We start from the raw sequence: 25,503 nt of genomic DNA on the forward strand, positions 1-25,503 counted from the left end.
TTTAATATAAGCGGCCGCATTTATCGAGGTAAGTGAGGTAGAGACGCACCTCAAATTCGAGCTGATGGTATTGCGGCTCGATGTGGGTACAAAGTTTGTAAAACGCTTTATTATGTTCTTTTTCTTTCAGATGGGCGAGCTCATGGGTGACGATCATCCGCAAAAACGGTTCGGGGACTTTTTTGAAAAAGTGGGAAATGCGAATCTCGTTTTTAGCTTTGAGCTTCCCCCCCTGCACCCGAGAGACGAAAGTATGCGTTCCCAGTGCGGAGTGCATATCTCGGATTTTTGTATCATAGAGCACCTTCGAGATAACGCCGGAACTGCGAAAATGGGTATTTTTAATCTCCATGACATAATCGTAGAGATTTTTATCCGTCGTACAGGTATGGAGGGAAGGATATTTGTGTAAAAGACGCTCACCCAGCGTGCCGGCATCGATCAGGTTCTGCACCTGAGTCCGTATCTCTTGGCTGTAATGGGTTAAATATTTAAGTGATTGCATACGCAATTGTAGTATAGTTACACAACATAATGCAAAGGTTCGGGATGGAACATCAAAAGATCGACGAGCTTGTAGCTCGGATCAAAGCACTCGAATCGGAGTTGGAAGCGGAACTGCATCAAGAGTATGAGCGCTTTACCTGCGAAATAACAAAAAAGCGCGAAGAGATTCTAGCCTCGTATCGACACGATCGGCAGGGACTTTTTCGCTATTTAGCGACGACACCGATTTTACATCTGCTGAGTGTTCCGGTGATCTGGTCGGTTTTGATTCCTGCTTTTATTTTAGATGCTTTTGTAACGTTCTATCAATGGATTTGTTTTCCGATTTACAAGATTGCCAAGGTCAAGCGGAAGGATTATATCCTAGTGGATCGTCATCGGCTGGCGTATCTCAATATTATCGAAAAAATCAATTGCCTTTATTGCAGTTATTTTGGCGGTTTGATGGGTTATGTTACCGAGATTGCCGCCCGTACCGAGCAATACTGGTGCCCGATCCGCCACGCATCGCGGGTAAAATCGATCCATTCTCGGTATCAAAGGTTTTTTGAATACGGCGACAGCGGTAATTACCGGCAAGGGATAGAGTCATTGAGAAAGGAACTCATGGAGGAGAAAGAGTGAAAATAGCATTTATCGGAGACATCGTCGGTCGTCCGGGACGGATGATGATTAAAGAGCACCTTATGAAGCTTCGGCGTGAGCATGGGATCGATTTTGTAATCGCCAATTATGAAAATGCCTCTCACGGTTTCGGGGTGACGATGAAAAATGCCAAAGAGTTGTTCGGGATGGGGATCGACGTGATGAGCGGCGGGAACCATACATGGGATAAAAAGGAGATCGAACCGCTCTTGGAGAGTTTGCCGATTTTGCGTCCTCACAATTATCCTGAGGGTGTCAAAGGGACAGGGTGCCGTATTTTCGATGTTGCGGGGGAAAAGCTCGCGGTATTGAACATAATGGGGCATTACGGGATGCCGTATGTCGATAATGCGTTTCGATGCGCCCGTGATACGGTTGCGAAGCTTAGAAACGACGGAGTCAACCATATCTTCCTCGATTTTCACGCCGAAGCGTCCAGCGAAAAACGTGCGATGATGATGTTGCTTCAGGGAGAGGTAAGCGGACTGATCGGAACGCACACCCACGTGGGGAGCGATGATTTCCAGATTGCCAAAGGGACGGCATATATGACCGACATCGGCCTTTCGGGCTGCCGCGATAATGTGATTGGGATGGATTCGAGAGTTCCGCTGGAGCGGTTTATTACGGGGGTATCGGGACGATTCGAAGTTCCCGAGAAATGCCGCAAGATTCTTCAAATCGCTATCATGAATCTCGAAGAGGGAAAATGCACCGAAGCATTTAAACTTAAAATCTTCGATGACGGACGGGTGTTCCGCACCGATGCGTGGGTAGAGGGATAAATGGAACTCTCTGATTCTTGGGAGCTTTTTAGCGCACTTGAAAAACTGAAACTGTTAGAGAACTCTCCGCCGTTATGGTGGCCCGCGTACGGCAATTTTGAGGTGGTCGTTGGGGCGGTGCTGACCCAAAATACCCAATGGAGCCGTGTCGAAATCTCTCTCGAAAATCTTCGCAGCCATGAACTGCTCGATCCCGCCGTCCTCTCCCAATGTCACAACGAGAGCCTGATGGAATTGATCCGTCCGAGCGGTTTGTTCAAAGCCAAAGCATCGAATCTGATCCGTTTGTCCCATAATATGATCGAGAAATTCGGCGATTTCGAGACCTTTTCCCTCTCTGTCGAGCGTGATTGGCTATTGTCTCAAAAAGGGATTGGTCCCGAGACGGTGGATAGCATCCTCTGCTATGCCTGCGCCCATCCTGCGATGGTTGTGGATAGCTACACGGCACGATTGCTCAATGCATTCGGGTATGAGTTTGAGAGTTACGATGAGCTTCAGGAATGGTGCGAAGCGGGGATACGCGGCTATTTCGATACCGTTCAACTCCCTGCCGCATTTGCGCGGTTTCATGGGATGATTGTGGAGTATGTGAAGCGCAATTCTAAGGGAAAAGTGGTAAGCAAGGAACAATTGCTCATTCAAAAATATTAAAAAACCTCTTTAACCCGTCCCACTTCCCCGCTCATAAGCCGTACTTTGATCCCGTGGGGATGATTCGGCGATTTGGTAAGGATGTCACGGACAACCCCCTCTGTGAGTCTTCCCGTCAATTGATCCTCTTTGAGGACGATACTCACCCGTTTGCCCGACATGATATTTTTTCGTTCTTTGCCGTTCATTTGTATCCCTTTTAGTTGAGTAGTGTTAGTAATTCTTCGAGTGTTTTGATCCGATGCTTCGCCGCACTGAAATCGTGCTTTTCGGTAAAGCGGTTGTGGACAATGACGCAATCGATCCCCGCACTTACCGCCGAGCGCAGTCCCCGCTCCGAATCCTCGACGATGATTGTCTCGTGTTTCTCTCCTCCCAGACGTTCCAATCCCAGCAGGTAGGGATCGGGGTAGGGCTTGGCACGGGGGTATTCTCCGCTGCAGAGGACGAAGTCCATATAATCAACGATTCCCCGTGAGGCATGAATGAGTTCAAAATCACAGCGAAGCGCCGAGGTGACGATCCCCATGCGATAGCGGGGTGAGAGTTCGGCAAGCACCTCTTTGACTCCCGGTATAGCAATCTCTTCACTGCGGAGGTAGTGCTGATAGAGTTCGTTTCGGCGTGTGCGCCATTTGTCGGTCTCAGATATCGGCACCCCCGATTCTTCGGCAATCAAAAAGGCACTCTCTCCCGCGATCATAATGTCGCGATAGCGATCCTCGCTCAGATGAAATCCCATCGTCTGTAAAATCTCGGCGCTGGCGGTGAAATACCAGTGCTCGGTATCGACGAGGACGCCGTCATTGTCAAAAAGGATCTGTTTTCTCATAGTGCAATGATATCCAATGATAAATATAATGTGAACAGTAAACGGGTTATAATTCCGTATCTATTTAAAAATTTAGGAGAAAATATGATCCGTTTGGTACTGGCAGGTATGATAGCAATTTTGATGTTGAGCGGTTGCACCGTCAAAGAGTTCAGTGACGGTGTGGGCGACGGGATCAATGATGTTAAGCGTGTTGTTAAGGGAACCAATAACTAAGTTAGCACGCTAATACTTCGATAATGTCTGTCCCTTTCGGGACAAGACAGAGAAAGCTGTACGTGTCGTCTCCGAGGGTCTCATAACTGTGAGGGACACCTGCGGGGATGAGCAGCACGTCTCCCTCTCCCGCTTCTATCGTTTTATCTCCGATCACAACACGTGCTCGTCCGCTGAGGACATATTGTTCATGTTCAACCGTATTGGTGTGCAGAGGCATATGGCCTCCTGCTGCAATGAATGGTAAAGTTGCGCATGGCAAAATTTGGGGATTCATCCGGGGATAGAAGCATTTTCATAGCCACGCCTTTGCCCGCTTTTTGGGAAGTCGCTTCGATGGTGTCGATTGATTTGTGCAGAAACATAACAGTACCTCGTCGTGGTAAATTACGAAAGGGTAGCATAGGGTAGTTGAAAATTTCTAACGGAGATAGCGTAAAAGCTGCCCTTTAAAGGGGAGGGTAAGATAGTGGGTATCAAGGGGTTTGCTTTGGGTATGGGAAAAATCGAGGCTCACCATCTTTTTGCTAAAGTTGGCGTGGTTGCCGCGACCCGGATCGACAATGATCACTTCGCATTTTTGTGAAGTATGACGATCGATAAAGCCCGCCAGAAGGTTGATATGGTCTCTCTCATAGAGAAGATCGCTTCCGATTATAAGATCGAATTCGCCCAGCGTATCGTCTAAGTCTCCCCACCCCGCACGGGTAAAGGGGATGTGCTGATCGTTATTGATTCGGACGTTTTCATCCATAAAACGCTCCGCTTCGGGATGATAATCGGTGGCGGTGATATCGGCGGAGCGATGGTTGAGGACGAGACTGGCCAATCCGATACCGCATCCAACCTCTAAAATCCGCTTTCCCGCAATATCAAAATCGCTCATGAGGTGGGCAAGAATTTTGCTTGAATCCCAGATAACTCCAAACATCGGCCATGAAGCGGAGGAGATACCGAGTTTTTCTGCCATACCGTCAGTGTCAAAGTATTGTTGCGTATCTCTAAGGGTTCGGATGTGGATGTCAGCGTTGATAAATTCGAAGGTCTGGTAGCGAAATCGTAAGGTGGAGGGCATAACTACCTTGCGCTTACGCGCGAAGGTTTAACCATGAGGGGGGATTGTCGAAACTGAGTTCACTTTCGTGCCAGTCAGTTTTTTCACTGTTGCGGGCATGAAGTTGTCCGCCGATAAGGGTGTATTGCAACCCTGTAACGTTACTGGTAAGCTTTTTACCCTCTTTTAATGCGTTTAAAACGGCTTCTTTGCTTTCCATAGTGGTCCTTTTAAATCGGCTTGGAAAAACACCCAATAGTGTCTTAGTAAAATGATTTAGGGAGGAACGGGCAGAGAAATCTGCCCGAGGGGAGAGTTACAGTGCTGTAACGTTTTCTGCTTGTGGGCCTTTATCGCCCTGACCTACAGTGTAAGTCACTTTTTGACCTTCGTCAAGAGAAACACGGCCATAACCAGTGCTGTTGATTTGACGGAAATGTACGAATACATCTTTACCGCCGTTGTCTTGTTGGATAAATCCAAAACCTTTTTCGCTGTTGAACCATTTAACTGTTCCGTTTAGTACTTCTGCCATGTGAGATCCTTGTGTTGTTATACACTCCGTTACCAGAGTGGTCGAAAATATAAAGTGGAGCATTCTTATGGCAGATCGTACTGTTAACTAAAAGGTCTTCAATAAAAAACAAACCAAAGATGAAACTCTAAATCATCTTTCTATAAGGGTATTGTAGCTGAAAAAAAACTTAATAGCAAGGAAAAGTGCATTTAAAATATTATGCTTTGAAAAGGGAAGCTTTAGCCCCTTAGCAGCGAGTGTAGCCGGAGGGATTTTATTCCTTCGGCGGTTTCATTTAGACTTTGGATTGGACGGTTATTTTGGTTGCTTCGAATAGTTCCGCCGCTTTTTGGATCATCGGCTCTTTGAGAACATCGCCGCCGTCAAACTCTTTGATACTGCTCTCATCGCATTGGCTCACGCAGCTTCCGACACCGATTTCGGCATCTTCTACCATTGAAGCAGGTTCAGGGATACTCGCTTCAGCCGGTTCTTCAACACCAGCGGCAGCTACTTCGGGAGTCGGAGCTGATTCCTCGGGAGATTTGGTACACCCTTGAGATTTGATCTGGGTATCGATACCGTAAATCTCTCGGACAAACTGTCGGATAATCCCGAAACTGTTCTTCAATAACTCTTTATCTTCATTTTCCGCACAGCTTTCCCAGGTAAGGGTGGAATTTTCATAAGAGAGGAATGTAACGTTGTTTTTAAAACAGATTCCCAGTTCGGCACTTCGATCGCTGATCCGTTCACACAACTGCTCGTACGGAGATCTAACCGCCGCAGGGGCAGGGGCGACATGAATAGTAGGGGCTTGGTCAACATTCATCGGTGCAGGTGCTTTGGTCGGCGTATGGCTAACGCGCGACTCGAGGGATTCGATCATATCGTCGATCTCTTTGATCTTGAGCGCTTCGATCATTTTAAACAATACCAGACTCACGACGAACCCGCCGTCGGCATTGATCGCAAAGAGAGTTTTGGCATCGCTCAAGATTCGGAAAAAACGCTCGATCACGAGAGGACTGAAACGGTGGTCCCCCTCATAAAGGCGCTCTTTGAGATAGGCGATCAGTTCATCGACCACCATCTCCGATTCGTAGGCTTCGAGCTCTTGTAGCATACCGATGAGTGCTGTGCGGTCTTTGGCAAAAATGGCGTCAAAGAGCCGGCTGATGTAATCGGGATCGAGAAGTCCGAGCATATCGGCAACGGTTTTAACGTCGACGAACCCTTTGGAATAGATGATGGCCTGATCCATGAGGGTGAGGGTGTCGCGAAGACTTCCCGAACCGCTGCGGGCCAAAATGTCGAGTGCTTCGGCCTGATATTCGATATTCTCCAAATGGAGGATATGGCTCAGGTGGTGGACGATGTTGGGGTGGCTGATCCGTTTAAACCGAAAATGCTGCGTTCGACTGAGAATCGTCGGGGGAAGTTTCAGCGGATCGGTCGTTGCAAGGATAAATTTGACGTATTCGGGTGGCTCTTCGAGGGTTTTAAGGAGGGCGTTATGCGCCTCTTTGGTAAGCATATGCACTTCGTCGATGATGAAGATTTTGATGTTGGCGCTGGCGGGGCGGTATTTGGTGTGCTCGATCAAATCGCGGATATCATCGATTTTGCGGCTTGATGCCGCATCCATCTCGATAATATCAATATGCCGACCTTCGTTTGCCATAACACAGTGACTGCAGACATCGCACGGCGAGGAGGTCGGGCCGTTTTCACAAATAAGCGATTTGGCAAAAATACGTGCGGTAGAGGTTTTTCCCGAGCCGCGAAGTCCTGAAAAAAGGTAGGCGTGAGAGAGCCGTTTGGTATCGAGGGCTAGAGAGAGGGTCTGGGAGATACTCTCCTGACCGATGAGCTCCTCGAAACGTCGTGGACGGTATTTTAACGCTAAGACTTCGGATGTGCCCAATTGAGACCTCTTTGATTTTGTGTGAGAGAGTTTACCGTGGTTACGATAAATTTTTGATTACAGCGATAACCACTCTTTGGCGACACGGCGAAGCCCTTCCGGATTTTCGGAGGCGAAAAATTTGAGGCTTGTCGCTTCAAAACGTTTTGTAAAATCATAATGGCTCTCCAGATATTCGACAATCGCTTCACCGGAGTGGATCAGCGAACTTTTTCCTTCGAAATACTCATCAATAGCACGGGCGACTAACGGAAAATGGGTACATCCGAGGATAATCGCATCGGGGGTATTTTCCAAGTGGTGAAAGTAGTGATGCAACGTACTTTGGAGTACTTCACCCTCATACAGCCCCTCTTCGACGATCGGAACAAGGAGGGAGGTGGCTATGGCACTGAGATTTTCGTAACCCAGTTCGTGAAGCCCTTTTTCATAGGCTCCCGATTTGACGGTTGCTTTGGTTCCGAGAATGAGAATGTTGGCATCGGTGGAGGGGATCGCATTTTTAAGTGCCAATACTCCCGGATCGACCACCCCGATAACGTCGCAGTCTGAGTGAAGCCGCATCTCATCGAGTGCATAGGCGCTGACGGTATTGCAGGCGGTGATAAGCAAATCAATTTCAAAATTTTTGAAAAATTCGAGGGCTTCGAGGGAGTAGCGGATAATGGTGTTTTGATCTTTGACCCCGTAAGGGACGCGGGCGGTATCTCCGAAGTAGATAATCTCTTCAAAGAGTTTGTGCTCCAGCAGCGACTTTACAACGCTTAAGCCTCCGACACCGCTATCAAAGACCCCGACTCTCATCTTATTTGCTTGACTCGTTCATACTGTCGAGAAATTCGATATTCGACTTGCTTTTGAGCATCGTACTGTAGAGGAAGCGGAGGGCTTCAACTTCGTCTTCTTGTTTATGCAGCATAGAACGAAGAACAAATACTTTTTGCAAAACATCCGGTCCGAGGAGAAGTTCCTCTTTGCGGGTTCCCGATTTAAGGATGTCGATAGCCGGGAAGATACGGCGATCGGAGATTTTGCGGCTAAGGACAATCTCGGAGTTTCCGGTCCCTTTGAACTCTTCGAAAATAACTTCATCCATACGGCTTCCCGTTTCGACGAGGGCGGTTGCGATGATCGTCAAACTTCCGCCGTTTTCGATGTTGCGCGCGGCACCGAAGAATCGTTTCGGCTTATGGAGCGCATTGGCATCAACCCCACCCGAGAGAACTTTTCCCGAACTCGGGGTAACGGTATTGTAGGCACGGGCAAGACGGGTGATCGAGTCTAGAAGAATCACGACGTCTTTTCCGAGCTCGACACGTCTTTTTGCCCGCTCGATGACCATCTCCGCCACTTTGACGTGGTTTTTTGCCGGTTCGTCGAACGTTGAACTGTACACTTCCCCTTTGACGGAGCGTTCCATATCGGTAACCTCTTCGGGACGTTCATCGACGAGGAGAACCATCAGTTCGATTTCCGGGTGGTTGTTGGTGATACCGTGAGCAATCTCTTTCATCAATTCGGTTTTTCCCGAACGCGGCGGTGCAACGATCAATCCGCGCTGACCTTTACCGATAGGGGCAAAAAGGTCCATCATGCGGCCGGTTAATTTGGTCGGCTGATATTCGAGTTTGATCTGCTCTAGTGCATAAAGCGGAGTAAGATTTTCAAAAAGAGGGCGTTTTTTCGACTCTTCGGGCGGGAGATAGTTGATCGCTTCGACTTTGAGAAGGGCGTAGTAACGCTCCTGATCTTTCGGAGCACGTACCTGACCGGTGACAATATCCCCGTTACGAAGGGCGAAACGGCGGATTTGGGTGCTGGAAACATACGCATCGTGCATCGAGTCGCTGAAGCTTTGGTCTACCGCACGTAAAAAGCCGTAGCCGTCTTGCATGATCTCCAAAATTCCCGTGAAGAGGATGAATCCCCCTTGTTGAACCTGAGTTTTAAGGATTTCGAAAATCAAATCTTGACGTTTGAGTTCGTTGGGGTCTTCGATGTTTAAAGACGTAGCAATCTCTAGGAGATCTTCGAGTTTTTTAGTACGGAGTGCTTCAATCGTAAATCCGTCAACCGGTATATGGGTTCGGTTTTTCGAGTTGTTTCGAGGAGTTTTTGCGGTATCGCTCATGCGTGGAATGCCTTAAAGTGTGTGGATTTAATCGGCGAGTTTTAGGTGAGATGTCATTGACAGGTCATGGTTTTATTATGACATTATAAACTATAGAGAAGCGGGTTGTCAAGAATGCCTTCGGAATTAAGTTTCAGAAAACATTTAGGAAATATAAGAGAGTATCTTTTTAAGTATAAAGTTATGAATAAACAAAAGTTGGTGAATACGTATGAATTGGTTGTATCGGATTTCTATCAGAAGCATATTAAAAATAATTATGGGGGTTATCGGATTTTTTCTCCTTATAAGTACGGTAACGATGTATACCTCAACGGCGCAGATGGAAACAAAGCTTGAGATTCAAAGCAAAGAGACTATCCCGCAAGCGATGGATTATATTAATCTAAAAATCAATGTAATCCAGATTCAGCAGTGGTTGACCGATATTTCGGCAACCCGCGGCGCAAAAGGGTATGATGACGGATTTAAAGAAGCGGAAAATTATTATAAAGATTCCAATGCGCTTCTGGATCAAATGATTCTTGCGCAAAAAGATAATAGTTCCAAGAGAGCAGAACTGGAAAAGTTCAAATACGATTTAGATGAGTATTACACTATTGGGAAAAAAATGGCTGAGGCGTATATCACCGGTGGCCCTGAAGCCGGAAATCCCTTGATGGGAAAAGTTGATCCTTATGCGGAAGAGTTAAGCAAGCGTTTGAATGGCTGGAATGAAGAATATGTCAAGAAGGTAAAAGAGGGATCTGTTGAGCTTGCCAGCAATGCTAATTCGGCAAAATATTCAAATTTTATTATTTCTTTATTGGTTTTGGCCGTAGTGATTGTCGGATTCGGACTGATAGCGTTGGTTCTGGATGGTGTGAAGCTACTGATTGTTCAGATCAGTCAAATCGCAGAGTTGGATTTGAGCCGTTCATTTGCGATGAAAGGGAATAACGAATTAACGCTTATTGCGACGCAGTTGGAAGATTTTCGTCTCAAACTGAGACGATTTATCGGTGAAGCCAAAAATACGTCGAATGAAAATGCATCGGTAGCGTACGAACTTTCGGCATCGTCCGTCCAAGTCGGTAAAACCGTTGAAGAGACGGTTGCCGTGATTACACAGGTTGCTCATGAAATCCAAGAGATTAATAAAGATACGCAACATATTATCGATAAAGCAGATCAGAATAAAATCGAAATTATAGAAGCGGGTAGTGCCCTCAATCAAACCGCTTCAAAAATTATGGCATTGACGGTGCAAGTACAAAAAAGTTCGCAGACCGAAAATGATATGGCTGGACGTATACAGCAGTTAAGCAATGATACAAAACAAGTTAAAGAGGTTCTTGCCATCATTTCAGATATTGCCGAACAGACCAACCTGCTTGCACTGAATGCCGCTATTGAAGCGGCACGGGCAGGGGAACACGGACGCGGTTTTGCCGTTGTTGCCGATGAGGTACGAAAATTGGCCGAACGAACACAAAAAAGTTTGGTCGAGATTCAATCCACCATCAATATCATTGTTCAGGCAATTATCGAGACGAGCGAAGAGATGAACCTTAGTTCGAAAAATATGCATGCGCTTGCCGAAATATCCAATGAAGCGGAAGACGAGATTGAAAGAGCCTCCTCGAGTATGATGAGTGCAACGAAAACAACGGAAGAGACCGTTTTGATTATTACCCATACCGCAGAGATGATTGCCGCAATCAACAAAGAGATTCAACAAATCAAAACACTAAGCGGTGAAAATGCTCGCAGTGTCGAAGAAATTGCTTCCGCTGCCGATCATCTCAACGATATGACGGAAAATCTGAATGCCCACTTGAATCAATTCAAAGAATAGAGATAAAAAGAGATTAACAGTATCGGATTTGATTCAGATGTGAACGATTTTTGCTATGCTCATTTCATTAAGTACAATAAACATATTTTAAAAGGTTTGCCTTGTTCGATTTTTTAAAAAAGAAAACCGAAGAAACACCCGCAGCTAATGCGGTAGAAACGCCAAGAAATTTTACAAATTCAATAGGTATAGAGTTTCTTTATGTTGACGGCGGAGAATATATGATGGGTCGCAATCCACAGTACAATGAGGGGGGAGAGGTCGAATCACCTGAACACCCCGTAAAAGTGGGGGGATTTTGGATCGCGAAATATCCGGTAACGCAAGAGCAATATTTCAAATTGACCCGCGTTAATCCGTCGTTTTTTAAAAATGATAAAGTAGAAGAAGAGAGTTCCCGCCGCCATCCGGTGGAGCAGGTGAGCTGGTTTGATGCCAAAGCCTACGTAGAACTGATGAACCGATATGAAGGAAAAACGCGCTTTTACGCATTACCGACCGAAGCACAGTGGGAGTATGCCACTAAAGCGGGGGGAAATACCCGATTTTCCTTTGGCGATTCGGAGGCACTGCTTGATGATTATGCTATTTATGAGTACAGTTCCAACGCTCGAACGGCTGTTGTAGATGGAAAAATACCGAACAGATTAGGCATTTACGGATTGCTCGGAAACGTATGGGAGTGGTGCGAAGATGACTTTTTTGCCAATTATAACGGCGCTCCGAGCGATGGCAGTCCCCGTATCGGCGGAGCCGAGGGGGAGTCGTTCAAAGTGCGTCGCGGGGGAAGCTATAAAACGAGTTATTTGTGTCTTCGCAGTGCGTTTCGCGGCTATTCTCGTCCCGATCTGATCTCAAACGATATCGGATTCCGTCTGGTTATAAACGGAAATCCCCTTGGACAAGGATAAATTTCTTATGTATGGTATTATTTGTCCATTCTAGAAGACGGTTTGAAGGAATTTATGTGAACAGTAAATACAGTATTCGACAAAAAGTTATTGCAATCATAGGTGTATTCGTTATTGCTCTATTGATTATGGCGATTAGTGCGAAAGTTGTCGTACAAAATTTGATTGAAGTATTTAACGCTCAATCCGAACGATATGAACAGATCGGTATCATCAAAGATTTCCGTCAGACGCAGACCGAAGTGGTTTTGACTGCAATGGACATGATTGTCGATAAAGAGAGCGGAGTCTCTGCCGAGAGAAGCCGTTTCTTGGATGAAGGATTTGCTTCGATGTCAACAATGCAAAAACAACTCGTTGAGTTGGCAGATACTCCTGAGGAGAAAAATAACGCTGAAAAAATCACTTCGATTATTCAGATGCTTGATACTGCGGTTAGGAAAGATTTGACGGAAGCAATTCACAGGGGTGCTTCACAAAGTGTTTATGATGAACTTGATGATCGTATAGACGGTGTCGGCGAGCAGCTTAATGTAACGCTAAAGATGATAGGTGACTCCGTCAACCAAGAAGTTTCAGCGGCAAAAGATCAGGCGGCATCGGAAGCGGACGGAGCTCAAATAGCTATTTTGATTGCAGGTATTTTGATTTCAATCGGCGGATTTGCCTTTGGAATGATATTGATCCAAAGTATCCGAAAAACGTTAGAACATTTGCAAAAGGTTGCCGAGGATTTAGCTCAGGGGGATGGGGACCTGACTAAGCGGATCGGGATACACGGGCAGGGAGAGATACCGAGTGTTTCGGCAGCGATTGACCGGTTTATCGGCAAAATTCATAATTTAGTCGAAAATGGGAAATCATCAAGTATGGAAAATGCCGCGGTTTCTGAAGAACTGAGTCGTACATTTGAAATTATTGCCAGAGAATCGGAAAAAGAAGCGAAAATTGTTATCGAAACGGCCGATACAGGGGAAAAAATTCGTACGATGATTCAAAATTCACTTTCTCAGCTTGAAAACAGTAAACAGGAGATTTTGGGAGCCAATGCTATGCTCTCCGAAGCGAAAGAGAAAGTTCTGATTTTGACATCTGGGATACAATCTAGTAGCAAGCGGGAGACGGAATTGGCCTCCAAGCTTAATCAGCTCAGCGGAAGTGCCGATCAGGTAAAATCGATTTTGACCGTCATCAGCGATATCGCCGATCAAACCAATCTGCTTGCACTGAATGCCGCTATTGAAGCGGCACGTGCAGGGGAACATGGACGTGGTTTCGCCGTTGTTGCCGATGAGGTACGAAAACTTGCCGAACGGACACAAAAAAGTTTGTCTGAAATTCATGCCACCATTAATATTTTGATACAAGCGATTAATGACAGCGCCCAAGAGATCAACGAAAATTCAGAGCATGCGCTTGAACTTATCCATACGGCCGATGAAGTAGAAGAAAAAATTATCGAAGCGGCCAGAGTTATAGAAAATGCGGTTCATACGACAGAAAATTCGTATGCCGTTTCCGTACAGGTAGATACGGGCGTTAACGGCATCCTCGATCAAATCGCTTTGATTAAGAAAATTGCCGAACACAATGCCAACAGTATGGATGAGACACTGGTAGCCTTTGAACAGGTAAATCGTGTCAGCGCTGAGCTTAATCGGGGCCTTGAGCAGTTTAAAGTGTAGCGGGGCTGAAGTCCCCGCTCTCATAAAGCCATTTTCTCTCCTCTTTCAAAAAGCGGCTTTTTTCCTTAAGAATACTGCTGTCTAAAACGGCTTCAAAAGTAACAAATGCTTCGTTCTCTCCCTCCACAAATTCATTGATGATCAATCCTAAAAAACGGGTATTGAGTGAAAAATTCAGGATACTTTGCTTCCATTGTTCTTTATCTTCCGTATAATCGGAGTTGTTTGGATGGGTAGTTGCCATAATGTAGTCTGATAAATTCAAAGCAAATGCACTGTAGCGTGAACGCATTAGTCTGAGGGCATTGGAGGGGAGTATCCCTTTGTGATAGGGTTGACAACATTGTTTGTATTTTTTTCCGCTGTGACAGGGGCAGGACGAATTAGGGGATAGTTTCATACCGCCATAATAGTCAATGGCTTCTTGCAAAGTGCTTATTATTAATAGTTTTTGTTAATAAGAATTGAATAAGGGTGAACTGAGTACTCTACTTTATTGAAGATAAATCATTCGAATCAAAAAAGGGGATAACGATGTCCTATTTTATTTGGCTCATGTTAGCGGTTGCGGCATTTGTGGTTGAGATGACGTTGCCGACTTTCTTTGCGTTATTTGCAGGAATCGGTTTTATTTTTGCGGCGTCTGCCGCTTTTTTCTTTCCCGATTCGCTTGTCCTCCAGTTGATTATTGCATCGGTTTTCATGGTTTTCGGGGCAATTATATTCAAAAAACGGGGTTTCGGAGATGATCCGCGCGACGCGGTCGGAACGCACAACGAATTTATCGGTATAGGCGGAATGGTAAAAACAGCGCTATCGCCTCACCAAGAGGGGGAAGTGGAATTGTATGAAGCGATTGTAGGAAGTCGGCACTGGCCGGCTGTTTCCGAAGATGGTGAGATAAACGAAGGGACAGAAATACAGGTAGTGAAGCTTAACGGCAACACTTTGATCGTCGAAAAAATTTAAGAAGGAGTTTTCAATGGATACAAGTATTGTTTTTTCGCTGGTACTGGTTGTCGCGGCGATCTATAGTCTTTCGCAAATGGTTCGAATCGTTCCGCAAGGGGAGGAGTGGGTCGTCGAGAGGCTGGGTAAATATCATACGACCCTTTTACCGGGTCTTCACCTACTGATACCTATCGTCGATATTGTCGCCTATAAGATTGTGACGAAAGAGCTGATCCAGCAGACACGCGAACAAGAGGTTATCACCAAAGACAATGCCGTCGTGATCATCAGTGCGGTGGTTTTTTACCGTGTTACCGATCCGGGAAAGGCATCGTATTCGATCAGTAATTTCGAGAGTGCCGTCGGGAATATGACAACGACGACATTGCGCGCCGTTATCGGAGGAATGACATTAAACGCTTCGCTCTCTCAGCGTGATGTCATTAAAGCGGAAGTTGCGGGGAAAATCCGTGATTCGCTCAGCGGATGGGGGCTCACTCTCGGTAATCTGGAAGTTCAGGATATCCGACCGAGCCCGAATCTCCAAGAGGCGATGGAACGCCAAGCCGCCGCCGATCGTGAGCGGGAAGCGGCAATATTGATTGCCGACGGACAAAAGCGTGCCGCTATTGCGAAAGCGGAAGGGTTGAAAGAGTCGATGATTCTCGAAGCACAGGGGAGATTGGAAGCGGCAAAACTGGATGCACAGGCCAAAGTGGAACTGGCAGAAGGGGATCGACAGTCTATGGGACTGGTCGCTCAGGGAATTTCCTCAGGGGAAGCGGCGCCTCACTTTCTCCTTGCGCAACACTATATTGACAGTGTCAAAAAGCTGAGTGAGTCGGGCAATTCGAAGGTGGTATTTATGCCTGCGGATTGGCAGCAAAGTCTCGCCGGAGCCGTAGGGGCACTGGGATATTTGGGAACGGCTTTGGGGGAGAAAAAATAGGGCAGATTGCCATTTTTTTTAGCTCTTAGCCGAGCTAAGCTATAATCGCTTTTATGATGTATGAAATAACAACCCTTATAGGCTTTGCAGCCGCCGCAATCCTCGGATGGATGTGGAATCAATCCCGCCAACACTACGCACTGCTTGAATCACGCGCAGTGCAGATTCAAGAGCTGTATGGACAAGAACAGTCGCTAAGGTCAAAAATCCAAATCGAATTAGAAAATACCCATAAAGAGTATCATGCACTGGAACGCGATTATGCGGTGCTTCATACCCGTCATGAAGAAACATCACGCTCGTTTGAAGAAAAAATACGTTTGCTGGATGAGACCAAACTCCAGATGAAAGCGCAGTTCGAACATTTGGCCACCCAAATCTTTGACCAAAAAGCGAAGACATTTGATGAAGCCCATACAAAAGGGCTGGACCTCCTCCTCAAACCGTTTCGTGAACAGATCGCTCAGTTTGCGACGCAGAGCAAAGAGCAGTTTATTCACGATGCGAAAGAGCGCCAAAGTATCAAAGACGAAATCCTCCGTCTCAAAACGCTTAATGAACGTTTGAGTCAAGATGCGATCAATCTTACCCAAGCGCTTAAAGGGGAGAATAAAACTCAGGGGAACTGGGGAGAGATTGTACTGGAGCGGATTCTGGAAGAATCAGGTCTGCGTGAGGGGCATGAATATGAAACCCAAAATACCTACAGTGACGAAGAGGGGAAAAAATTCCGTCCCGATGTCGTTGTCCATTTGCCTCAGAATAAAGATATCATCATCGATTCGAAAGTCTCTCTGGTCGCTTACGATGCATTTATCCGTGCCGACAATGATGAAGATCGCGCGCATGCCCTCAAACAGCATCTTCTCTCCATTCATGCCCATATCAAAGGGCTTGGCGGCAAACGGTATGAACAGCTCAGCGGGGTTCGTACCCTTGATTTTGTCCTCCTTTTTATGCCGATAGAGGGGGCTTTCTTGCTTGCATTAGAGCAAGACAATACTTTTTTCAAAACCGCATATGAGCAAAATATTGTCGTTGTCTCTCCCTCCACCCTTTTGGTGACCCTTCGCACGATCGAGCACATTTGGCGAAGCGAATATCAGGAGCGAAATGCCAAAGCGATTGCCGAATCGGCCGAAGCGCTCTATGAAAAACTGGTAGCGTTTGTGGAGGATATGGAGAAGATCGGCGAGCAGATCGGACGGACCCAAAAAAGCTATGAGGGGGCGATGAATAAGCTCTCTACCGGAAAAGGAAATCTGATTCGTCGTGTGGAATCAATGCGCAAACTCGGATTGAAGCCGAAGAAGATGCTCCCCTCGTCTCTGAGAGATGGGGAGGACGAAGAAATTCTATAAGTGAGGGATTTTCACTTTAGAGTTTAATAATGCTCCGATGATGATCATCAGGGCAAGCACCCCTATCCATCCGATAAATCCTGATCCCAACCACACAATCCAGAGTAAAATTGCCCCCAGCGGTGTCGGCACTCCGATAAAATGTTTCGCGACCTCTCCCGCATCCGTATTGATGTTAAACTGGATCAATCGACGTAGACCGCTGATAACATAGTAAATGGAAGCGATTGAAGTGATAATGAGAGGTAGGCCTGAGAGGTGAGTATAGACACCTTGAAAAATAAAGAATGTCGGGACGAGGACGAAACTGAGAAAATCGGCGAATGAATCAAGCTGCACCCCGAATTCATTCGAGAGTGCGTATTTGCGGGCAATTTTACCATCGAAAATATCAAAAGCTCCCCCCATCCATGCCAAAACTACGGCGATCGTAAATTGGTTTTGGGTGATAAAATAAGTTGCGAGGAGTCCGCAGGTGATATTTGCCATCGTCACTAAGTTAGCGAGGTTAAAGTGACTGGTTGCGCGCCATAAAAATTGCATAGAAGTCCTATTAGGGTATTATTTGTAATGGAATTATAGCCAATGCAGGGAAGAAATAGACTAATTGAAAAAGGTTATCATTATTAAGGATATTGTAAGTTGATAATGTTTATCATTCTATAACGAATAAAAAAATAGAAGAGGAGTGTATATGAGAAGAACAATCATGATAAGTTTGGCTATTGCAAGCGCATTAAACGGAGCAACTATTGATGAAGCACTCAAAACAGGCAAAGTCAGCGGACAGATTCGTGCAGCGTATGTGAATCAAGACAATGCACTTGATCCTGATACCTATGGCTCAGCAATCGGCGGACAGCTCAAGTATGAGATGGGAGCTTGGAATGACTTTAAACTTGGTATAGCGGCATACATAAGTCAAAAGCTCCCTTTTGCAACCGGAGACGGAGAAAAAGCGAATAATGATTTGTTTGCCAACAATGCGGATTCGTATGTCTATTTGGGTGAAGCGTATGTAGACTACAGTATCCATGATTTCAGTCTTCGAATCGGCCGTCAACAGATCGATACTCCTCTGGCCGACACCGATGATATCCGAATGCACCCTAACACTTTTGAAGCGGCGATTGCTACGTACAAAGGATTTGAAGGGACAACCATAGTGGGGGGCGTTGTTAAACGTTTTGCGGGATACGACTCGGGCAATGATATTTCAGAGTTTAAAAAACTTGATGGTGTAGACAGCCGTGGTGCGGCAATAGCCGGTATTATTAATGAAAGTGTAGAAAATCTTGCTGTTCAAGGATGGGTGTATAGTATCGACAACATGGCGAATATCCTTTATACGGATGCGGTGTATACGGTTCCTTTGAGTGAAACAACGGGGCTAGAGTTTGCAGGGCAATTCGGACATTTTAATGAAGAACAAAACAGCGGTATTGACGGTAATGTTTACGGTGTAGGCACGAGTTTCAATATCGATATGCTTACGGTCGGCGTTGCGTATAACAAAGCAACCAACGATGGCAAAGCGATTGTAAACGGATTCGGCGGCGGACCGTATTACACGTCTATGGAAGAGATGACCATCGATGGATTGGAAGATGCACGGGCGTATCAGATTAATACGCAGCTGGATATGAGTGATGCGGGGATTGAAGGGTTGAAATTGGCCGTATTGTACGGAAATTTCAAAGGAAAAATGCAAGGTTTGGATGCCAAAGTAACTGAGTACGATGTTGTTGTTGCGTATACGTTAAATGAAAATATATGTGCCGACGTGAGTTATGCATCGCTCAATGATAAAAATAAAAATAGCAGTGAGATGGGAACGGATGGCGGATATGATCGCTTTTTGGTTCGCCTGAATTATAGTTTTTAAGAAGGATTATTATGAATACGATGACATTGCTGAGTGCCTGCACCAAAGGCGGGGTTGCTACAGTTGTCAAAATAAACGCCAAAGGGCCGTTAAAACAACGGCTGATTTCATTTGGCTTGATGAAGGGCTCGGAAGTAAAAATGCTGGAGTGCGCCCTTAATAACAGTACCTATGAAATAAAAGTAGGGAACATGAGTATAGCGCTGCGTCGTGAAGAAGCCGAGCTGATAGAGGTATCCGATGTCCGATAAAAAAATAAAAGTTGCTCTCGTAGGTCAGCCCAATGTGGGCAAAAGTATGCTTATTAACTCGATTAGCAACGCACGTCTTCATGTAGGAAATTTTACAGGTGTGACGGTCGAGAAAACGGAAGTCATATTTGAATACGACGGATACGACTTTAATATCGTCGATCTACCGGGGACGTATGCATTTACCGATTATTCGATTGAAGAGAGAGTGACACACGACTTTCTCTGTGATGAGCAGTATGATTTGATAATAAACGTTCTTGACTCAACGAATTTAGGGAAAAATCTCCAGCTTACGGCTGAACTGATGACTATGAGTAAAAAAATCGTCATGGCCCTTAATATGTCGGATGAGGCGGACAAAGAGGGGATAGAGGTCAATGCTCCGTATTTAACCCAATTGCTCGGTATTCCGTGTATCCGAGTCTCTGCGGCGGCCAAATCGGGACTGGATGAGCTCATGAAATCAGTGATCGGTGTTTACGAAGCACCTGCTCAGGAGCAAAAACTGATTTTCAGCGAAGCGGTTGAAGAAGAGATCGCTCTGATCAGCGATTATCTGGATAAACACAAGTTCAAAGCATCGATCAGTAACCGCAATATTGCAATCAATCTTCTCCAACAGGAGAAAAAAACGTATCGTGTTTTGCATGATAATCCGATTTGGACTGAACTGCAACCGCTGTTGATCGAAGCGGATCATCACATTTCACTGCACCATGACAGCAATGATATCAAAGAGATTTTTGCCGAAGAGTATTTCTCTTATAATCGCGGTATTTTGGCGGAAGCGGTTAAAGTGAAACCCAAAGCGATCCAGCAGAAAACGATGACGGAGAAGATTGATAGCGTACTGATCCATCCGATATTCGGGATACCGATTTTTCTCTTTTTAATGTGGGGACTGTTTCAGCTTACGTTTGAAATCGGATCCATTCCGATGGATTGGATCGATGCTTTCTTTGTTTGGTTCGGTGAGACGGTGGGTGCAACCATCGGAAATGATGAGATACGTTCTTTGATCGTCGACGGTGTGATTGCGGGGGTCGGTGCGGTTGTGTTATTCGTCCCCAATATCGTCATTTTATTTATCGGTATCGCCTTGCTTGAATCGACGGGGTATATGTCGCGTGTCGCATTTTTGCTGGATGGGTTTTTTCATAAATTCGGTTTGCACGGACAGTCGTTTATTCCTCTCGTAACAGGGTTTGGATGCTCGATTCCGGCATATATGTCGGCACGGATTTTGAAAAATGACCGAGATCGTCTTTTGACCCTTTTTGTTATCGGATTTATGAGCTGCGGTGCACGCTTGCCGGTATATGTTCTCTTTACCGGAGCATTTTTCGGGTCTGAAATGGCGGGGAATGCATTGTTCGGTATTTACATACTAGGAGCTATGATCGGCCTCGTTGCGGCTAAAGCACTTAAAATGACGGCATTTAAAGGGATTGACGAGCCGTTTGTCATGGAGATGCCGAAATACCGTCTCCCTTCGATAAAGTTGGTTTGGCATACGGTTCAAATTAAAACAATGATGTACGTGAAAAAAGCGGGGACATTTATCGCTGCGGCATCACTGCTTGTATGGTTTTTGAGCACTTATCCCAAAGATGCCTCTTTGGATGCGATTTACGGGACAAAAATCGAAGCGGCTGTATCGGCAGACGACGTCAAAAAACTGGAAAACCAGCTTGCCGAAGCGCAGTTGGAACAAAGCTTTCTGGGACAAATCGGACATGCAATCGAACCTGCATTCGCACCGCTTGGATTTGATTGGAAAATGGCGGTAGCGCTGCAGACCGGATTGGCAGCAAAAGAGGTTGTCGTCTCGACGATGGGAGTTTTGTATTCACTCGGAAGCAATGCGAGCGAAGCGGACAATTCACTGATGAGTGCGATAAGCTTCCATATCCCTTTGGCCTCGGCAGTAGCGTTTATTGTCGTGATTATGACCTATCTGCCGTGTTTGGCGGCATCGGTTGTTTTTACCCGTGAAGCGGGAGGGATCAAATATTTCGTCTATTTGTTTCTCTTTACGTCCATCGTAGCATATACACTGGCATTTATAGCCTATCATCTAACTTTGCGATTAACGTAAAAAATCGGCTAGTTCCCTGGCAACAGCTTGGGGACTAAAAATCGAGAGAGAAAAATTCCGATAACGACCCCTGTCCCATCCGCCGCAATATCCAAGAGCGAAAAATAACGACCCGGAATAAAGTATTGGACGATTTCGATCTGAAAAGCGATAAAGCTCATGGCCGCTACTTTTGTAAAGGTTGAGAAAGATGTATGAGCCAATGCTAACAAAACGTATAACACGAAAAAAGCGATGAAATGGTTTTGTTTGTCCCAAAAGCTTTCAATGATCTCAATATGCTGCGGCGTGAGCGCCAGATATTCGACTGTGAGTAAATTGAGGTAAAAGAGAATTTGATAATGGGTTGTTTTCATAATGAGTATTGTACTGCATTAGGAAACTATTAACCCACCCTGCGTTACAATATCTTCATGAGTAAAATATTAATGATAGAAGACGATCTTGAGCTTGCCGAGATCCTGACCGAATTTTTAGAGCAGTTTGATTTTCAAGTGACGACGGAAGATGATCCGTTTAAAGCCCTGAGCATTCTCAAGCTTGAGCAGTTTGATGCGGTTATCTTGGATTTGACGTTGCCGGGGATGGACGGACTGGAAGTATGCGAATCGATCCGCGCCCGCCAAAACATCCCGATTATTATCTCTTCGGCACGTTCGGATGTGACCGACAAGATCAATGCTCTCGAACTCGGAGCGGATGATTATCTTCCTAAACCGTATGACCCACGAGAACTGGTTTCTCGTATCCATTCGGTACTGCGCCGATACGATGCGGTCTCGGTTGCCGCTTCCGAAAGTGCGTGTGATTTCAAACTTAACGAATCAGCGATGCAGATCAGTTATAAAAATCGTCCCTTAGACCTTACCAATGCAGAATACGGTATTTTGGCACATATGATCAAAAAACAGGGGATGGTTGTGTCTCGAGAGGACTTGATTCATAATGTTTCGGCGATCAATGAGGACTCTTCGAACAAAAGTATCGATGTAATGATGGGGCGTATCCGCAATAAACTCGGAGACAAAGCGTTGATCGAATCGATCCGCGGTATCGGGTACAAACTCCTCAAATAATGATTAAAAACAATGCCGTTTTAGCCACCGTCGTCTTTGCCATGGCGGTGACCGTTTCGAGTGTCAGTTATACTTTTTATCAGCTTTACGAAACCAATCGTGCGAAACACATTGATAATATCTTTACCAAGCACTCTCTCATCAGTCAGATTTATCACACCTATCTGATTAAACAGATTTCCCAGCCGATTTTTGAAGCCAATCTCGCCCTTTACAATTTGGATGAGATTTTAGACCATCGTGAATACGAAGCCATTGTACGCCATGGAAAAATATTGAAAAGTGACGGCAATACGGATAATCTGATAGGAGAATACGCACTCTCCTCCTCCCCATACGATATGCATGTGTCTCAACAGGTTATTACCTCCATGATCGAGTACAAGGACAATATCTATTTTTGGGTCGAATCTTCACGCCACAGTGTGCTGCTGGAAGATCGGAGTATCGAACCTTATCGGCCGGTCAATCTCTATTCAGCCTATGGAACGCTGATGACGATTCTATTGGTTTCATTTGCCCTAATCATTTACCGGTTGCGTCCTTTACGCCGTTTACGTAAACAAATTGCCCGTTTCGGGGAAGGGGATATGGGGGTAAGGTTTCGTATCGAAGGCTCAGATGAGATAGCGCTGATCGCCAATGAGCTTGATTCGACACAAAATAAAATCCGATCCCTTATCGAAGCGCGTACCCTCTTTTTGCGTAATATTATGCACGAGCTCAAAACCCCGATCGCCAAAGGGAGGATTGTCGCCACAATGCTGAGCGACGAGAAACAGCGCGGGCGGTTTGAGGGGATATTTGAACGGCTGGAATCGCTCATCGGCGAGTTTGCCCTTATTGAAGAGATTGCTTCGGGAAATCAGCATCATGATAAAAAAGAGTATCGGCTAGTCGATATTATGGACGGCGCGATCGATCTGGCTATGGTAGAGTACGATGCGGTTGATTGCAATATTGATGCATCGATAAAAGTAGAAGTGGACTATCGCCTGTTTGTTACGGCTATAAAAAACCTGATTGATAATGCCATAAAATACTCTTCTGAGAAAAAGATGGAGATATGGACTCACGATGGAGAGATCGTTTTTGCCAATGAAGGCGAACCGCTCAAAAATCCGCTTAGCTATTACATCGAGCCTTTCACCAAAGAACGGCCGACAAAAGACAGTTTCGGTTTGGGACTCTACATCGTCGATGCGATTTTAAAAGAGCATGATTATGTATTGGCGTATGAACGGCGGGAAAATCGCAACTGTTTTATTTGCGTCCCCGTAAGAACAAAAAGGAGATAAATGAAAAAAATTTTGATTACTAACGATGACGGATACGAATCAGCCGGGCTGTTAGCCCTTATCGAGGCATTAGACGGGTTGGGGCAGATCACCGTTGTCGCACCTTCTACCGAAAAATCGGCGTGCGGCCATTCATTGACCCTGACCCGCCCTTTGAGTTTTATCAGTGTCGGAGATGATTTTTACAAACTCGATGACGGAACGCCGAGCGATTGTGTTTATCTTGCCCTTCATTCCCTTTTTGAAGAGTCAAAACCCGATCTGTTGATCAGCGGCATCAACAAAGGCTCCAATATGGGTGAAGACATTACCTATTCGGGGACAGCGGCGGCGGCCATGGAGGCGGTTCTTCACAGCGTTCCGGCGATTGCTATTTCTCAGGTGATGGATTTTACACAGCCGTTTGGCGATTTCACTTTGGCCAAAAAAGCGATCCGTCACCTTGCCGAAAAGATTTTGAGCGGAGATTTTCCGCTGAATGAGCGGGAATTTCTGAATGTCAATATCCCTCATGATGTCGAGGAGTTGGAGTTTGCCGTCACCTATGCGGGATATCGCTATTACGCGAACGACGCCCATCTGCATCGTAACCCAAGAGGGATGGAATATTACTGGCTCGGACTTCATCCGCTGGAATATAAGCCCCGAGAAAAACGGAGCTCGCTGTGTGATTTCGAAGCGATTGAGGCGGGGAAAGTTTCCCTTACCCCCATCAAACTCGATATGAGTGCGTATAAATCGATGCAGCAATTGAGAGAGTGGCTGTGAGACATACCCGAACCCGTCTGGTATTCGGCGAAGAGAACTTCGACAAATTCCGCAATGCCAAAATTTTACTCCTTGGTGTCGGCGGTGTCGGCAGTTTTTGTCTCGACTGCCTTTACCGTTCAGGTGTTCGTGATATTACCATCATCGATTTTGACCGCTATGACGTAACAAATCAAAATCGGCAGATGCACTCGGAATCTCACGAGGGGGAACTGAAAGTCGAAGCGCTTAAAACCCACTATCCCGAAGTGATCGCGATGGCGGAGAAAATAACCCCCGAATGGGTCGAAGCATTCGATTTTGAACCGTATGATCTCATCCTCGATGCGATTGATGACATGCGTGCCAAACTTGCCCTCATCCAAAAATGCTATCCCAAGCTCATCTCTTCCGTCGGTTCCGCCAAGCGGCTTGATCCGACGAAGATCGAAATACGTTCCATCTGGAAAACGGAGGGAGATCCCTTTGCCTCCAAAATCCGCAACGAACTGAGAAAACGGAAATTCAAAGGGGATTTTAGCTGTATCTGCTCAACGGAACTTCCCCGTATTAAAGAAAAAGGGAGTTTTGTCGCTGTGACGGGAGGATTTGGGCTGGCAATGTGCTCGCTGGCATTACGGCGAATCACCTTATAGCCAGAAATCCGGTAAAGTATAAATAGACAATAAACTTATAATTAATATAATTTTATTGGATGATTTATTTTATCTACGGTACAATTCCCGAAATTTTTCAAGGGAACTTTGTATGATCTTTTACAGTGCACTTTTTTTAGCTTTTTTGTATTTCAAAATTGCCCGTGTTCACAAAAAAGAGGAACGAGTTTCCTCTTCCGATTTTATTCAGAACCTTTTTGTCGGTGCAGCCATTGTAAGTTTGTTGGTATATGGTTTTATGTATAAAAATCTTTATCAACTCATACCGACTTTTTTTCTATTTTCTACGATTGTATCACTGATGGTTACGGCTGTACAGGTAGGTATCTTTGTGGATGGAAAACCTCTTTTAGGGCTGAAACAAATCTACCGAAGTCTTCCTCTTTTAAGAGTTTTCATTGTGTTGCTTATAGCTGTTCTTTGGAGTATGCACGCTCAAAATATTTAGCCATTTTTTGCTTGGATTTTGATATTTTTCTTTTATAGATCAAATCAGAGATATTTTA

32 protein-coding genes are annotated in these 25,503 nt (G+C 45.5%); 18 read left to right on the forward strand and 14 right to left on the reverse strand.

Features of this window, described 5'->3' with window-relative positions; translation table 11 throughout:
• Nucleotide 1: 1 nt before the first annotated feature.
• On the reverse strand, nt 2-505 hold the full coding sequence (locus tag Q0C19_RS01140) for a YgjP-like metallopeptidase domain-containing protein (RefSeq protein ID WP_295051947.1): 504 nt from the start codon (nt 503-505) through the stop codon (nt 2-4).
• 44 nt (nt 506-549) lie between these two features.
• On the opposite strand from Q0C19_RS01140, the gene Q0C19_RS01145 reads away from it, so the two are divergent.
• From Q0C19_RS01145 to Q0C19_RS01155, 3 genes are read left to right on the forward strand one after another with little or no spacing between them, the layout of a single operon-like run.
• Nucleotides 550-1,131 (forward strand): hypothetical protein, encoded by a 582-nt coding sequence (locus tag Q0C19_RS01145; RefSeq protein WP_295051949.1) that lies wholly within the window; start codon nt 550-552, stop codon nt 1,129-1,131.
• Nucleotides 1,128-1,937: a TIGR00282 family metallophosphoesterase gene (locus Q0C19_RS01150; RefSeq protein WP_295051952.1), complete on the forward strand. Its 810-nt coding sequence runs from the start codon at nt 1,128-1,130 to the stop codon at nt 1,935-1,937. The genes Q0C19_RS01145 and Q0C19_RS01150 overlap by 4 nt, the downstream gene beginning before the upstream one ends.
• Complete coding sequence (locus Q0C19_RS01155; protein ID WP_295051954.1) at nt 1,938-2,591, forward strand: 3-methyladenine DNA glycosylase; 654 nt, start codon at nt 1,938-1,940, stop codon at nt 2,589-2,591.
• On the opposite strand, the gene Q0C19_RS01160 is transcribed toward Q0C19_RS01155, so the two are convergent.
• Both Q0C19_RS01160 and Q0C19_RS01165 read right to left on the reverse strand, forming a co-directional pair.
• Nucleotides 2,588-2,779, reverse strand: a complete 192-nt coding sequence (locus Q0C19_RS01160; RefSeq protein WP_295051957.1) for a YwbE family protein — start codon at nt 2,777-2,779, stop codon at nt 2,588-2,590. The two genes, Q0C19_RS01155 and Q0C19_RS01160, sit on opposite strands and share 4 nt — an antisense overlap.
• Before the next feature lie 11 nt (nt 2,780-2,790).
• Nucleotides 2,791-3,423, reverse strand: a complete 633-nt coding sequence (locus tag Q0C19_RS01165) for an HAD family phosphatase (RefSeq protein ID WP_295051959.1) — start codon at nt 3,421-3,423, stop codon at nt 2,791-2,793.
• 84 nt (nt 3,424-3,507) lie between these two features.
• Here Q0C19_RS01165 and Q0C19_RS01170 point away from each other — a divergent pair, with 84 nt between their 5' ends.
• Nucleotides 3,508-3,639, forward strand: a complete 132-nt coding sequence (locus Q0C19_RS01170) for a hypothetical protein (protein ID WP_295051960.1) — start codon at nt 3,508-3,510, stop codon at nt 3,637-3,639.
• 1 nt (nt 3,640) lies between these two features.
• Here Q0C19_RS01170 and Q0C19_RS01175 read toward each other — a convergent pair whose 3' ends face one another.
• The 8 genes from Q0C19_RS01175 to rho form a co-directional block, all read right to left on the reverse strand.
• Nucleotides 3,641-3,859: a cupin domain-containing protein gene (locus Q0C19_RS01175; RefSeq protein WP_295051963.1), complete on the reverse strand. Its 219-nt coding sequence runs from the start codon at nt 3,857-3,859 to the stop codon at nt 3,641-3,643.
• Complete coding sequence (locus tag Q0C19_RS01180; RefSeq protein ID WP_295051965.1) at nt 3,834-4,004, reverse strand: hypothetical protein; 171 nt, start codon at nt 4,002-4,004, stop codon at nt 3,834-3,836. The genes Q0C19_RS01175 and Q0C19_RS01180 overlap by 26 nt, the downstream gene beginning before the upstream one ends.
• Before the next feature lie 56 nt (nt 4,005-4,060).
• On the reverse strand, nt 4,061-4,714 hold the full coding sequence (locus Q0C19_RS01185; protein ID WP_295051967.1) for a methyltransferase domain-containing protein: 654 nt from the start codon (nt 4,712-4,714) through the stop codon (nt 4,061-4,063).
• A gap of 13 nt (nt 4,715-4,727) precedes the next feature.
• Nucleotides 4,728-4,913, reverse strand: a complete 186-nt coding sequence (locus tag Q0C19_RS01190; protein ID WP_295051969.1) for a hypothetical protein — start codon at nt 4,911-4,913, stop codon at nt 4,728-4,730.
• A gap of 96 nt (nt 4,914-5,009) precedes the next feature.
• Nucleotides 5,010-5,228 carry a cold-shock protein gene (locus tag Q0C19_RS01195; RefSeq protein WP_295051972.1) on the reverse strand — a complete coding sequence of 73 codons (219 nt, stop codon included), beginning with the start codon at nt 5,226-5,228 and terminating at the stop codon, nt 5,010-5,012.
• A gap of 277 nt (nt 5,229-5,505) precedes the next feature.
• Nucleotides 5,506-7,137 (reverse strand): DNA polymerase III subunit gamma/tau, encoded by a 1,632-nt coding sequence (locus Q0C19_RS01200; protein WP_295051975.1) that lies wholly within the window; start codon nt 7,135-7,137, stop codon nt 5,506-5,508.
• 57 nt (nt 7,138-7,194) lie between these two features.
• Nucleotides 7,195-7,941, reverse strand: coding sequence for a glutamate racemase (gene murI, locus Q0C19_RS01205; RefSeq protein WP_295051977.1), 747 nt, complete (start codon nt 7,939-7,941; stop codon nt 7,195-7,197).
• 1 nt (nt 7,942) lies between these two features.
• Nucleotides 7,943-9,268: a transcription termination factor Rho gene (rho, locus tag Q0C19_RS01210; protein WP_295051980.1), complete on the reverse strand. Its 1,326-nt coding sequence runs from the start codon at nt 9,266-9,268 to the stop codon at nt 7,943-7,945.
• Between the two features lie 211 nt (nt 9,269-9,479).
• Between rho and Q0C19_RS01215 the strand changes: the two genes are divergently transcribed.
• The 3 genes from Q0C19_RS01215 (at nt 9,480) to Q0C19_RS01225 (ending at nt 13,701) form a co-directional block, all read left to right on the forward strand.
• Nucleotides 9,480-11,105 (forward strand): methyl-accepting chemotaxis protein, encoded by a 1,626-nt coding sequence (locus Q0C19_RS01215; RefSeq protein ID WP_295051983.1) that lies wholly within the window; start codon nt 9,480-9,482, stop codon nt 11,103-11,105.
• Between the two features lie 101 nt (nt 11,106-11,206).
• Entirely contained in the window at nt 11,207-12,016 is an 810-nt protein-coding gene (locus Q0C19_RS01220) for a formylglycine-generating enzyme family protein (RefSeq protein ID WP_295051986.1), read from the forward strand.
• Between the two features lie 56 nt (nt 12,017-12,072).
• The gene (locus Q0C19_RS01225; protein ID WP_295051989.1) at nt 12,073-13,701 is read left to right on the forward strand and encodes a methyl-accepting chemotaxis protein; all 1,629 of its coding nucleotides are present in this window, start codon (nt 12,073-12,075) and stop codon (nt 13,699-13,701) included.
• On the opposite strand, the gene Q0C19_RS01230 is transcribed toward Q0C19_RS01225, so the two are convergent.
• Nucleotides 13,691-14,131, reverse strand: a complete 441-nt coding sequence (locus tag Q0C19_RS01230) for a YchJ family metal-binding protein (RefSeq protein ID WP_295051992.1) — start codon at nt 14,129-14,131, stop codon at nt 13,691-13,693. The genes Q0C19_RS01225 and Q0C19_RS01230 overlap by 11 nt on opposite strands.
• A 104-nt stretch (nt 14,132-14,235) precedes the next feature.
• Between Q0C19_RS01230 and Q0C19_RS01235 the strand changes: the two genes are divergently transcribed.
• Genes Q0C19_RS01235 through rmuC form a run of 3 tightly spaced genes read left to right on the forward strand, consistent with a single transcriptional unit; the run spans nt 14,236 to nt 16,962 of the window.
• The gene (locus Q0C19_RS01235; protein WP_295051995.1) at nt 14,236-14,670 is read left to right on the forward strand and encodes an NfeD family protein; all 435 of its coding nucleotides are present in this window, start codon (nt 14,236-14,238) and stop codon (nt 14,668-14,670) included.
• A 13-nt stretch (nt 14,671-14,683) separates the two neighbouring features.
• Entirely contained in the window at nt 14,684-15,601 is a 918-nt protein-coding gene (locus Q0C19_RS01240; protein WP_295051997.1) for an SPFH domain-containing protein, read from the forward strand.
• A 53-nt stretch (nt 15,602-15,654) separates the two neighbouring features.
• Entirely contained in the window at nt 15,655-16,962 is a 1,308-nt protein-coding gene (gene rmuC, locus Q0C19_RS01245) for a DNA recombination protein RmuC (RefSeq protein WP_295052000.1), read from the forward strand.
• Here rmuC and Q0C19_RS01250 read toward each other — a convergent pair.
• Nucleotides 16,957-17,505, reverse strand: a complete 549-nt coding sequence (locus tag Q0C19_RS01250; protein ID WP_295052003.1) for a CDP-alcohol phosphatidyltransferase family protein — start codon at nt 17,503-17,505, stop codon at nt 16,957-16,959. The two genes, rmuC and Q0C19_RS01250, sit on opposite strands and share 6 nt — an antisense overlap.
• Nucleotides 17,506-17,656: 151 nt before the next feature.
• Here Q0C19_RS01250 and Q0C19_RS01255 point away from each other — a divergent pair, with 151 nt between their 5' ends.
• From Q0C19_RS01255 to feoB, 3 genes are read left to right on the forward strand one after another with little or no spacing between them, the layout of a single operon-like run.
• Entirely contained in the window at nt 17,657-18,847 is a 1,191-nt protein-coding gene (locus Q0C19_RS01255) for an OprD family outer membrane porin (protein WP_295052006.1), read from the forward strand.
• A gap of 11 nt (nt 18,848-18,858) precedes the next feature.
• Nucleotides 18,859-19,098, forward strand: coding sequence for a FeoA family protein (locus Q0C19_RS01260; protein WP_295052009.1), 240 nt, complete (start codon nt 18,859-18,861; stop codon nt 19,096-19,098).
• Nucleotides 19,088-21,199: a ferrous iron transport protein B gene (gene feoB / locus Q0C19_RS01265; protein ID WP_295052012.1), complete on the forward strand. Its 2,112-nt coding sequence runs from the start codon at nt 19,088-19,090 to the stop codon at nt 21,197-21,199. Before Q0C19_RS01260 ends, feoB begins: the two co-directional genes overlap by 11 nt.
• 8 nt (nt 21,200-21,207) lie before the next feature.
• On the opposite strand, the gene Q0C19_RS01270 is transcribed toward feoB, so the two are convergent.
• Nucleotides 21,208-21,555, reverse strand: coding sequence for a VanZ family protein (locus tag Q0C19_RS01270; protein ID WP_295052014.1), 348 nt, complete (start codon nt 21,553-21,555; stop codon nt 21,208-21,210).
• A 57-nt stretch (nt 21,556-21,612) separates the two neighbouring features.
• Between Q0C19_RS01270 and Q0C19_RS01275 the strand changes: the two genes are divergently transcribed.
• The 5 genes from Q0C19_RS01275 to Q0C19_RS01295 all read left to right on the forward strand — a co-directional run bounded on the left by Q0C19_RS01275 (nt 21,613) and on the right by Q0C19_RS01295 (nt 25,445).
• On the forward strand, nt 21,613-22,275 hold the full coding sequence (locus tag Q0C19_RS01275; protein WP_295052017.1) for a response regulator transcription factor: 663 nt from the start codon (nt 21,613-21,615) through the stop codon (nt 22,273-22,275).
• On the forward strand, nt 22,275-23,573 hold the full coding sequence (locus Q0C19_RS01280) for an ArsS family sensor histidine kinase (protein WP_295052020.1): 1,299 nt from the start codon (nt 22,275-22,277) through the stop codon (nt 23,571-23,573). Before Q0C19_RS01275 ends, Q0C19_RS01280 begins: the two co-directional genes overlap by 1 nt.
• Nucleotides 23,574-24,341 carry a 5'/3'-nucleotidase SurE gene (gene surE / locus Q0C19_RS01285; protein WP_295052022.1) on the forward strand — a complete coding sequence of 256 codons (768 nt, stop codon included), beginning with the start codon at nt 23,574-23,576 and terminating at the stop codon, nt 24,339-24,341. It begins immediately after the preceding gene.
• Nucleotides 24,338-24,976: a tRNA threonylcarbamoyladenosine dehydratase gene (locus Q0C19_RS01290; protein ID WP_295052024.1), complete on the forward strand. Its 639-nt coding sequence runs from the start codon at nt 24,338-24,340 to the stop codon at nt 24,974-24,976. Before surE ends, Q0C19_RS01290 begins: the two co-directional genes overlap by 4 nt.
• Nucleotides 24,977-25,088: 112 nt before the next feature.
• Nucleotides 25,089-25,445: a hypothetical protein gene (locus tag Q0C19_RS01295; protein WP_295052026.1), complete on the forward strand. Its 357-nt coding sequence runs from the start codon at nt 25,089-25,091 to the stop codon at nt 25,443-25,445.
• The last annotated feature ends 58 nt before the right edge of the window (nt 25,446-25,503 follow it).

The organism is Sulfuricurvum sp. (assembly GCF_023250475.1).
In the GTDB taxonomy this organism is placed as follows: Bacteria; Campylobacterota; Campylobacteria; order Campylobacterales; family Sulfurimonadaceae; genus Sulfuricurvum.

What these genes read in the sequence shown, in the direction of transcription:
- Q0C19_RS01215 (WP_295051983.1), top strand. Translation starts at nt 9,480, where the DNA reads ATGAATTGGTTGTATCGGATTTCTATCAGAAGCATATTAAAAATAATT.
- Q0C19_RS01280 (WP_295052020.1), top strand. Translation starts at nt 22,275, where the DNA reads ATGATTAAAAACAATGCCGTTTTAGCCACCGTCGTCTTTGCCATGGCG.
- Q0C19_RS01185 (WP_295051967.1), bottom strand. Translation starts at nt 4,714, where the DNA reads ATGCCCTCCACCTTACGATTTCGCTACCAGACCTTCGAATTTATCAAC.
- Q0C19_RS01190 (WP_295051969.1), bottom strand. Translation starts at nt 4,913, where the DNA reads ATGGAAAGCAAAGAAGCCGTTTTAAACGCATTAAAAGAGGGTAAAAAG.
- rmuC (WP_295052000.1), top strand. Translation starts at nt 15,655, where the DNA reads ATGATGTATGAAATAACAACCCTTATAGGCTTTGCAGCCGCCGCAATC.
- Q0C19_RS01165 (WP_295051959.1), bottom strand. Translation starts at nt 3,423, where the DNA reads ATGAGAAAACAGATCCTTTTTGACAATGACGGCGTCCTCGTCGATACC.
- Q0C19_RS01270 (WP_295052014.1), bottom strand. Translation starts at nt 21,555, where the DNA reads ATGAAAACAACCCATTATCAAATTCTCTTTTACCTCAATTTACTCACA.
- Q0C19_RS01175 (WP_295051963.1), bottom strand. Translation starts at nt 3,859, where the DNA reads ATGCCTCTGCACACCAATACGGTTGAACATGAACAATATGTCCTCAGC.
- Q0C19_RS01255 (WP_295052006.1), top strand. Translation starts at nt 17,657, where the DNA reads ATGAGAAGAACAATCATGATAAGTTTGGCTATTGCAAGCGCATTAAAC.
- rho (WP_295051980.1), bottom strand. Translation starts at nt 9,268, where the DNA reads ATGAGCGATACCGCAAAAACTCCTCGAAACAACTCGAAAAACCGAACC.
- Q0C19_RS01235 (WP_295051995.1), top strand. Translation starts at nt 14,236, where the DNA reads ATGTCCTATTTTATTTGGCTCATGTTAGCGGTTGCGGCATTTGTGGTT.
- Q0C19_RS01260 (WP_295052009.1), top strand. Translation starts at nt 18,859, where the DNA reads ATGAATACGATGACATTGCTGAGTGCCTGCACCAAAGGCGGGGTTGCT.
- Q0C19_RS01250 (WP_295052003.1), bottom strand. Translation starts at nt 17,505, where the DNA reads ATGCAATTTTTATGGCGCGCAACCAGTCACTTTAACCTCGCTAACTTA.
- Q0C19_RS01275 (WP_295052017.1), top strand. Translation starts at nt 21,613, where the DNA reads ATGAGTAAAATATTAATGATAGAAGACGATCTTGAGCTTGCCGAGATC.
- Q0C19_RS01160 (WP_295051957.1), bottom strand. Translation starts at nt 2,779, where the DNA reads ATGAACGGCAAAGAACGAAAAAATATCATGTCGGGCAAACGGGTGAGT.
- Q0C19_RS01180 (WP_295051965.1), bottom strand. Translation starts at nt 4,004, where the DNA reads ATGTTTCTGCACAAATCAATCGACACCATCGAAGCGACTTCCCAAAAA.
- Q0C19_RS01145 (WP_295051949.1), top strand. Translation starts at nt 550, where the DNA reads ATGGAACATCAAAAGATCGACGAGCTTGTAGCTCGGATCAAAGCACTC.
- Q0C19_RS01195 (WP_295051972.1), bottom strand. Translation starts at nt 5,228, where the DNA reads ATGGCAGAAGTACTAAACGGAACAGTTAAATGGTTCAACAGCGAAAAA.
- Q0C19_RS01140 (WP_295051947.1), bottom strand. Translation starts at nt 505, where the DNA reads ATGCAATCACTTAAATATTTAACCCATTACAGCCAAGAGATACGGACT.
- Q0C19_RS01240 (WP_295051997.1), top strand. Translation starts at nt 14,684, where the DNA reads ATGGATACAAGTATTGTTTTTTCGCTGGTACTGGTTGTCGCGGCGATC.
- surE (WP_295052022.1), top strand. Translation starts at nt 23,574, where the DNA reads ATGAAAAAAATTTTGATTACTAACGATGACGGATACGAATCAGCCGGG.
- Q0C19_RS01170 (WP_295051960.1), top strand. Translation starts at nt 3,508, where the DNA reads ATGATCCGTTTGGTACTGGCAGGTATGATAGCAATTTTGATGTTGAGC.
- feoB (WP_295052012.1), top strand. Translation starts at nt 19,088, where the DNA reads ATGTCCGATAAAAAAATAAAAGTTGCTCTCGTAGGTCAGCCCAATGTG.
- Q0C19_RS01295 (WP_295052026.1), top strand. Translation starts at nt 25,089, where the DNA reads ATGATCTTTTACAGTGCACTTTTTTTAGCTTTTTTGTATTTCAAAATT.
- murI (WP_295051977.1), bottom strand. Translation starts at nt 7,941, where the DNA reads ATGAGAGTCGGGGTCTTTGATAGCGGTGTCGGAGGCTTAAGCGTTGTA.
- Q0C19_RS01155 (WP_295051954.1), top strand. Translation starts at nt 1,938, where the DNA reads ATGGAACTCTCTGATTCTTGGGAGCTTTTTAGCGCACTTGAAAAACTG.